The organism is Citrobacter sp. S46_ASV_140 (assembly GCF_018919545.1).
Lineage (GTDB): Bacteria > Pseudomonadota > Gammaproteobacteria > Enterobacterales > Enterobacteriaceae > Citrobacter > Citrobacter braakii.
The window spans coordinates 1-8,280 of sequence record NZ_JAHLRC010000139.1 but is presented as its reverse complement, the minus strand read 5'-3'; the positions used below and the strand labels follow the sequence as shown (position 1 = coordinate 8,280).

General features: G+C 55.2%; 8 protein-coding genes and 1 tRNA gene. 6 read left to right on the top strand and 3 right to left on the bottom strand.

What is annotated here, in order from left to right:
• Window positions 1-95: 95 nt before the first annotated feature.
• Window positions 96-180, bottom strand: a tRNA-Leu gene (locus KQJ19_RS20780).
• A gap of 221 nt (window positions 181-401) precedes the next feature.
• On the opposite strand from KQJ19_RS20780, the gene KQJ19_RS20775 reads away from it, so the two are divergent.
• On the top strand, window positions 402-1,421 hold the full coding sequence (locus tag KQJ19_RS20775) for an NAD(P)-dependent alcohol dehydrogenase (RefSeq protein ID WP_016151513.1): 1,020 nt from the start codon (window positions 402-404) through the stop codon (window positions 1,419-1,421).
• 30 nt (window positions 1,422-1,451) lie between these two features.
• Here the strand turns inward: KQJ19_RS20775 and idnK are convergent, their stop codons facing one another.
• The gene (idnK, locus tag KQJ19_RS20770) at window positions 1,452-1,973 is read right to left on the bottom strand and encodes a gluconokinase (protein WP_047358547.1); all 522 of its coding nucleotides are present in this window, start codon (window positions 1,971-1,973) and stop codon (window positions 1,452-1,454) included.
• A 217-nt stretch (window positions 1,974-2,190) separates the two neighbouring features.
• Here idnK and idnD point away from each other — a divergent pair, with 217 nt between their 5' ends.
• The 5 genes from idnD (at window position 2,191) to KQJ19_RS20745 (ending at window position 8,150) form a co-directional block, all read left to right on the top strand.
• Window positions 2,191-3,234, top strand: coding sequence for an L-idonate 5-dehydrogenase (idnD, locus tag KQJ19_RS20765; protein WP_216404072.1), 1,044 nt, complete (start codon window positions 2,191-2,193; stop codon window positions 3,232-3,234).
• An 11-nt stretch (window positions 3,235-3,245) separates the two neighbouring features.
• Entirely contained in the window at window positions 3,246-4,010 is a 765-nt protein-coding gene (idnO, locus tag KQJ19_RS20760; RefSeq protein ID WP_016151510.1) for a gluconate 5-dehydrogenase, read from the top strand.
• A gap of 187 nt (window positions 4,011-4,197) precedes the next feature.
• On the top strand, window positions 4,198-5,517 hold the full coding sequence (gene idnT, locus KQJ19_RS20755; protein WP_016155581.1) for a gnt-II system L-idonate transporter: 1,320 nt from the start codon (window positions 4,198-4,200) through the stop codon (window positions 5,515-5,517).
• A gap of 52 nt (window positions 5,518-5,569) precedes the next feature.
• Window positions 5,570-6,568 carry a LacI family DNA-binding transcriptional regulator gene (locus KQJ19_RS20750; protein ID WP_094761000.1) on the top strand — a complete coding sequence of 333 codons (999 nt, stop codon included), beginning with the start codon at window positions 5,570-5,572 and terminating at the stop codon, window positions 6,566-6,568.
• 79 nt (window positions 6,569-6,647) lie between these two features.
• Window positions 6,648-8,150, top strand: a complete 1,503-nt coding sequence (locus tag KQJ19_RS20745; protein ID WP_029139751.1) for a helicase HerA-like C-terminal domain-containing protein — start codon at window positions 6,648-6,650, stop codon at window positions 8,148-8,150.
• Between the two features lie 39 nt (window positions 8,151-8,189).
• Here KQJ19_RS20745 and KQJ19_RS24090 read toward each other — a convergent pair.
• On the bottom strand, window positions 8,190-8,280 hold a 91-nt coding region (locus KQJ19_RS24090), incomplete at its 5' end, for a hypothetical protein (RefSeq protein WP_253296386.1).

Below are 8,280 nucleotides of genomic sequence, written 5' to 3'. Positions count from 1 at the left end.
TGTTTATAATGCCACTGAAGTTTGGTAGGTAAGGCGCTATTTACAAGAGCAGAAAACAAAAAAAGCCACCCTCAGGTAGCTTAATCTTGCATTCTTGGTGCCGAAGGCCGGACTCGAACCGGCACGTATTTCTACGGTTGATTTTGAATCAACTGCGTCTACCGATTTCGCCACTCCGGCACGGAAGGGATGCGGAAAACGTTGTGGATTATACCTGTCATGCGCCACCATGCAAGCACCAGCGTATGCCTGACTCGCTAAGTGTTGAAAATTTCAGCATTCCCTTTCTCACCTGCAACCATCGTCACAGTTTGCCCCCCTTATTAATCCCCCCTTCTGCGAAGCGTCCCGTTTCCCCATGCTCTACACTTCCAGTTCAACACCACACTGAGGGAAACACGATGTCGATGATAAAAAGCTACGCCGCAAAAGCGGCGGGCAGCGAACTCGAACTCTATGAATATGATGCGGGCGAGCTTAAGCCGGAAGATGTCGAAGTCCAGGTCGATTACTGCGGTATCTGCCATTCCGATTTGTCGATGATCGACAACGAATGGGGGTTCTCTCAGTATCCACTGGTGGCCGGGCATGAGGTGATTGGTCGCGTGGCGGCGCTCGGCAGCGCGGCGCAAGATAAAGGTCTGAAGGTTGGTCAGCGAGTCGGCATTGGCTGGACGGCGCGCAGCTGCGGGCATTGCGACGCCTGTATCAGCGGCAATCAGATTAACTGCCTGGAAGGTTCCGTTCCCACTATTCTCAATCGCGGTGGCTTTGCCGAGAAGCTGCGGGCCGACTGGCAATGGGTGATCCCGCTGCCGGAAAGCATCGATCTGGCGGCGGCGGGTCCCTTGCTGTGCGGCGGTATCACGGTGTTCAAACCGCTGCTGATGCACCATATCACCGCCACCAGCCGCGTTGGGGTGATCGGCATCGGCGGCCTGGGGCATATCGCCATTAAGCTGTTACATGCGATGGGGTGCGAAGTGACCGCGTTCAGCTCCAATCCGGCGAAAGAGCAGGAAGTGCTGGCGATGGGGGCGGATAAGGTGGTTAACAGCCGCGATCCGGATGCACTAAAAGCGCTGGCGGGCCAGTTCGATCTCATTATTAACACGGTTAACGTCGATCTCGACTGGCAGCCTTATTTTGAAGCGCTGGCTTACGGCGGTAACTTCCATACCGTCGGCGCGGTGCTGAAGCCGCTGCCGGTGCCAGCGTTCACCTTAATTGCCGGCGATCGCAGCATCTCCGGTTCAGCAACCGGTACGCCGTTCGAACTACGCAAGCTGATGAAGTTTGCCGGGCGCAGCAAGGTGTCGCCCACCACCGAACTGTACCCGATGTCGCGAATTAACGAAGCTATCCAGCACGTGCGTGACGGCAAAGCCCGCTACCGCGTGGTGCTGAAAGCCGACTTCTGATGCAAGGCTCAGTCCCGCAAGGGGCTGAGCTTATTGCCCGTTACGAAACGCGAGCACCGCCTGGCGGCACTGTTCCGTCACATGCTCGATGTCATGGTTCACGTCGATGCGGGCAATATCACGTTCGTCCTCCTGCGGGCACTCCAGCGCATCGAACTGGCTTTTGAGTAATCCCACCGGCATAAAATGCCCTGCCCGGCGCTGCATGCGCGCCAGAATGGTCTCGTAATCGCCGTCCAGCCACAAAAAATGCACATTCGGACTGCCCTGCCGCAATATATCGCGATACTGTTTTTTTAATGACGAGCAAACAATAAACCCGGTCTCATTCTTTTTATATAAACTGTATGAAGCGTCATTTAATCGCGCTAACCACGGTAGTCGGTCTTCATCGGTTAATGGAATACCTTCAGACATTTTATCAATATTTTTGGCCGGATGGAGATCGTCACCATCAATGAATTTAGCCGATAATACTGCAGCAATTTTGCTTCCAATTAAAGATTTACCGCTACCCGAAACGCCCATCAAAATATAACTTTCCCCGGCCATTGAAAAAACTCCAGATTCATATTCCATGGCGCGATACTACGCCTTCCACATTGCAGAATTCACCTTTTTTCGGCGTGGCTGAGCAGATTTACAAGGCGCATCACGTTATGCGTAACATTGTAGTGTAACAATTTTCCAGCGTGATCTTTATCACAAATAATAACAATCAAAACCGTTTAAATGCTGCCGAGGTTACTACCTGACCAGTGAGGCATTTATGCAAGTCAAAACCCAATCCTGCGTTGTCGCGGGTAAGAAAACTGTTGCCGTTACCGACCAAAATATTGAATGGAATAATAAAGGAACGCTGGTACAAATTACCCGCGGCGGAATTTGTGGTTCCGACTTACATTATTATCAGGAAGGAAAAGTCGGTAATTTTACCGTTAAAGCACCGATGATTTTAGGCCATGAAGTTATTGGTAAAGTGGTGCACAGCGACTCAAAAGAATTACATGAAGGTCAGTCGGTGGCTATTAATCCGTCGAAACCCTGTGGCCACTGTAAATACTGTCTGCAGCACGACGAAAACCAGTGCACGGAAATGCGCTTTTTTGGCAGCGCCATGTATTTTCCCCACGTTGACGGCGGCTTTACCCGATTTAAAACCGTCGATACCGCGCAGTGCATCCCCTACCCCCAGCACGCCGATGAAAAAGTCATGGCCTTTGCCGAACCGCTGGCAGTCGCGATCCACGCCGCGCATGAAGCAGGAGACCTGCAGGGAAAACGCGTGTTTATCTCCGGCGTGGGGCCTATCGGCTGCCTGATCGTCAGCGCGGTGAAAACGCTCGGCGCAGCAGAAATTGTCTGTGCTGATATCAGCCCGCGCTCGCTGTCGCTGGCCCAGCAGATGGGTGCTGACACGCTGATTAACCCACAGCAGGACTCGCTCGATGAGTGGAAAAAAGAAAAAGGCTACTTCGACGTCAGCTTCGAAGTCTCTGGCCATCCGTCCTCAATCACCACCTGCCTGGAGGTCACCCGCGCGAAAGGCGTGATGGTGCAGGTTGGCATGGGCGGCGCGGTACCGGACTTCCCGATGATGATGCTGATCGGCAAAGAGATCGCGCTCAAAGGCTCGTTCCGCTTTACCACCGAGTTCAACACTGCGGTGTCGTGGCTGGCGAATAACGTTATCGATCCACTGCCGTTACTGAGCGCCGAATATCCGTTTACCGAGCTTGAACAGGCGCTGATCTTTGCCGGGGATAAAACCCAGGCAGCGAAAGTCCAGCTCGTTTTTGCTGAAACAAAATAAGGAAGAACATAATGAACGATCTTTTTTCACTGGATGGCAAAAATATTCTGATCACCGGTTCGGCCCAGGGTATTGGTTATTTACTGGCGACCGGGCTGGGTAAATATGGCGCGCAGATTATCGTCAATGATATTACGCCGGAGCGCGCGGAGGCCGCCGTCGCCAAACTGCAACAGGAAGGGATCCGCGCCGTTGCCGCGCCCTTCAATGTTACGCAGAAACAGGACATTGATGCCGCCATAGACCATATCGAAAAAGACATTGGCCCAATCGATGTGCTGGTGAATAACGCCGGTATTCAGCGCCGCCATCCGTTTACCGAGTTCCCGGAGCAGGACTGGAACGATGTGATTGCCGTTAACCAGACGGCGGTGTTCCTGGTCTCGCAGGCAGTAACGCGTCGCATGGTGGAACGTCAGGCCGGAAAGGTCATCAACATCTGCTCCATGCAAAGCGAGCTGGGCCGCGACACCATCACGCCGTACGCCGCATCGAAAGGCGCGGTGAAAATGCTCACCCGCGGTATGTGCGTTGAGCTGGCGCGCCACAATATCCAGGTCAACGGTATCGCACCGGGCTACTTCAAAACCGAGATGACCAAAGCGCTGGTCGAGGATGAAGCCTTCACCGCCTGGCTGTGCAAACGTACGCCAGCCGCGCGCTGGGGCGATCCGCAGGAGCTGATTGGCGCGGCGGTCTTCCTCTCTTCCAAAGCATCCGATTTTGTTAACGGGCACCTGTTGTTTGTCGATGGCGGCATGCTGGTCGCCGTCTGATACAACACAACGCAACATCACGCAGCGCCCAGGCGCTGCATTTTTGGCCACCCCTAAATAATCCGAGTTGCAGGACGGCGGCAAGTGAATGAACCCGATGAGCTTACTTGAGTAAGTGATTCAGGTGAGTGAGCGCAACCAACACACCAGTAACTTGCAGTATGACGGGGATATAAGAGAAACGATTATGCCATTAATAATAATTGCGGCAGGCGTCGCGCTGCTCCTGGTCCTGATGATTGGTTTTAAAGTTAACGGCTTTATTGCTCTGGTCCTGGTGGCGGCGGTCGTCGGTTTTGCCGAAGGGATGGATGCCCAGGCCGTTTTGCACTCAATACAAAATGGGATCGGCGGGACGCTCGGCGGTCTGGCGATGATCCTTGGCTTCGGTGCAATGCTCGGTAAGCTAATTTCCGATACCGGCGCGGCTCAGCGCATCGCCACCACGCTGATTGGCACGTTTGGTAAGAAACGCGTGCAGTGGGCGCTGGTGATCACCGGTCTGGTGGTGGGTCTGGCGATGTTTTTCGAAGTCGGCTTTGTTCTGCTGCTGCCGCTGGTGTTTACGGTGGTGGCCTCTTCCGGCCTGCCGCTGCTGTATGTTGGCGTCCCGATGGTAGCTGCGCTGTCCGTGACCCACTGTTTTCTGCCGCCGCATCCGGGGCCGACCGCGATTGCCACCATTTTCGAGGCTAATCTCGGCACCACCCTGCTGTACGGCTTTATTATTACTATCCCGACGGTGATTGTTGCCGGGCCGCTGTTTTCTAAGCTGCTGACCCGCTTTGAGAAAGCGCCGCCGGAAGGGTTATTCAACCCGCATCTGTTCACCGAAGAAGAGATGCCGTCGTTCTGGAACAGTATCTTTGCCGCAGTAATCCCGGTCATACTGATGGCGGTCGCCGCAGTGTGCGAAATCACGCTGCCGAAAACCAACAGCGTACGGGTGTTCTTTGAGTTTATCGGTAACCCTGCCGTCGCGTTGTTTATCGCTATCGTGCTCGCCATTTTTACCCTTGGTCGACGTAACGGACGTACGATCGAGCAAATTATGGATATCATTGGCGACTCTATCGGCGCGATTGCGATGATTGTGTTTATCATCGCCGGGGGCGGCGCGTTTAAGCAGGTTCTGGTCGACAGCGGCGTCGGGCAATATATCTCGCACCTGATGACCGGCACATCGCTTTCTCCGCTGCTGATGTGCTGGACGGTCGCCGCCTTGCTGCGTATCGCGCTCGGTTCAGCCACCGTGGCGGCGATCACCACCGCAGGCGTGGTGCTGCCGATTATCAACGTCACTCATGCCGACCCGGCGCTGATGGTGCTGGCTACCGGCGCGGGCAGCGTGATTGCCTCCCACGTTAACGATCCGGGATTCTGGCTGTTTAAAGGCTATTTTAATCTCAGCGTCGGGGAAACGTTGCGTACCTGGACGGTAATGGAGACGCTGATTTCCATTATGGGGCTGCTGGGGGTTCTGGCGCTGAACGCCATTCTGCATTAAGACGGTCATCACCGGGGAGCACAGATCCGCGCTCCCCGGCACTGGAGAGAAAATGAGGAACCACAGAATTTCTTTGCAAGACATCGCCACGCTGGCGGGCGTGACCAAAATGACGGTGAGCCGCTACATTCGCTCGCCAAAAAAGGTCGCAAAGGAAACCGGCGAACGCATCGCGCAGATTATGGAGGAGATTAATTACATCCCCAACCGCGCGCCCGCGATGCTGCTGAATGCGCAAAGCTATACGCTTGGCGTGCTGATCCCCTCGTTTCAAAACCAGCTGTTCGCTGACATTCTGGCCGGCATTGAGTCGGTCACCTCGGACCATAACTATCAGACGCTGATCGCCAACTACAATTACGACCGGGAATCCGAGGAAGAGTCGGTAATCAATCTGCTGTCATACAATATCGACGGCATTATCCTGTCCGAGAAATATCACACCCTGCGCACGGTGAAGTTTCTGCGTTCAGCCAACATTCCGGTGGTAGAGCTGATGGATATTCAGGGCGATCGTCTGGACATGGAAGTGGGCTTCGATAACCGTCAGGCGGCATTTGATATGGTCAGCACCATGCTGGATAAACGCCAGCGGCGCAAAATCCTCTATCTCGGTTCGAAAGACGACGTCCGCGATGAACAGCGCTATCGCGGCTATTGCGATGCCATGACGCGCCGGGGTCTGGCGCCGCTGCGCGTCAATCCGCGTTCTATTTCGTCCATCCATCTCGGCACCCAGATGATGCGGGACGCGCTCGCCGCGCATCCGGATTTAGACGGCGTTTTTTGCACCAACGACGATATTGCAATGGGCGCGCTGCTGCTGTGCCGCGAGCGCGATCTGGCCGTTCCGGAACAGATCTCAATTGCCGGTTTTCACGGGCTGGAAATGGGCAGGCAGATGATCCCAAGCCTCGCCAGCGTGATCACCCCGCGTTTTGACATTGGCCGCATGGCAGCGCAGATGTTGCTGAGCAAAATCAAGAACAACGACCATAACCACAACACTGTGGATTTGGGGTACCAGATTTATCACGGCAATACGCTTTAAGTCATTTTCTCCGGCCATCGCATACTCTCTTTGATGGACATTGCCTATACTCCAGGCAAGATAAATGGAGGAAATCTCAATGAGCACCCCCCTGCTAATTGCCCGCACGCCGGACACCGAACTGTTTTTACTGCCAGGCATGGCCAACCGTCACGGACTGATTACCGGCGCGACCGGGACCGGTAAAACCGTCACGCTACAGAAGCTGGCCGAATCGCTGTCTGAAATTGGCGTACCGGTATTTATGGCCGATGTGAAAGGCGACTTAACCGGCGTGGCCGAGGAAGGGCAGGCCTCTGAAAAGCTGCTCGCCCGCCTGAAAAATATCGGCATTACCGACTGGCAACCGCATGCTAATCCGGTCACGGTGTGGGATATCTTCGGCGAAAAAGGTCACCCCGTGCGGGCCACGGTATCTGACCTCGGCCCGTTGCTGCTGGCCCGTTTGTTGAACCTCAACGACGTGCAGTCCGGCGTGCTGGATATTATCTTCCGCATTGCTGATGACCAGGGTCTGCTGCTGCTCGATTTCAAAGACCTGCGAGCCATTACCCAGTACATCGGCGATAACGCCAAATCCTTCCAGAATCAATATGGCAATATCAGCAGCGCCTCGGTCGGGGCAATTCAGCGTGGACTGCTGTCGCTGGAGCAACAGGGGGCGGCGCACTTCTTTGGCGAACCGATGCTGGACATCAAAGACTGGATGCGAACTGACGCCAGCGGCAAAGGGATGATCAACATCCTCAGCGCAGAGAAGCTCTACCAGATGCCCAAACTGTACGCCGCCAGCCTGCTGTGGATGCTCTCCGAACTGTACGAACAGCTGCCGGAAGCAGGCGATCTGGAGAAGCCAAAACTGGTGTTCTTCTTCGATGAAGCTCACCTGCTGTTCAACGACGCTCCGCAGGTGCTGCTGGATAAAATCGAACAGGTGATCCGCCTGATCCGCTCGAAAGGGGTCGGCGTGTGGTTCGTCTCGCAAAACCCGTCAGATATTCCAGACAACGTGCTCGGTCAGTTGGGGAACCGCGTGCAGCACGCCCTGCGCGCGTTCACACCGAAGGATCAGAAAGCGGTGAAAACCGCGGCACAAACCATGCGCGCCAACCCGGCATTTGATACCGAAAAAGCCATTCAGGAACTGGGAACCGGCGAGGCGCTGGTGTCGTTTCTGGACGCCAAAGGCAGCCCGTCGGTGGTTGAACGGGCGATGGTGATTGCGCCGTGCTCGCGGATGGGACCGGTGACGGATGACGAGCGTAACGGGCTGATTAATCACTCCTCGCTGTACGGTAAATATGAAGAACAGGTCGACCGCGAGTCCGCCTATGAGCGTTTACAGCAAGGCGTGCAGGCCAGCACCGAGCAGCAAAATACACCTCCCGCCAACGGTAAAGCGATCGATGTGGACGGCGGTATTCTCGGTGGATTGAAGGATATTCTGTTTGGCAGCACCGGACCGCGCGGCGGCAAGCGCGATGGCGTGGTACAGAGCGTGGCGAAAAGCGCAGCGCGGCAGGTCACCAATCAGATAATCCGCGGCATGTTGGGGAGTTTGATGGGCGGGAGAAAACGCTAGCAGGAAGGCGCCCCTCCCGCACAGCGGGAGGGGCGAATATCAGGACTTACGCAGCATCAGCCACAGGCTTATCAGGAAGAAGCTGGCGCTTGGCAGCAACGCGCCGATAATCGGCGGAATGCCGTACACC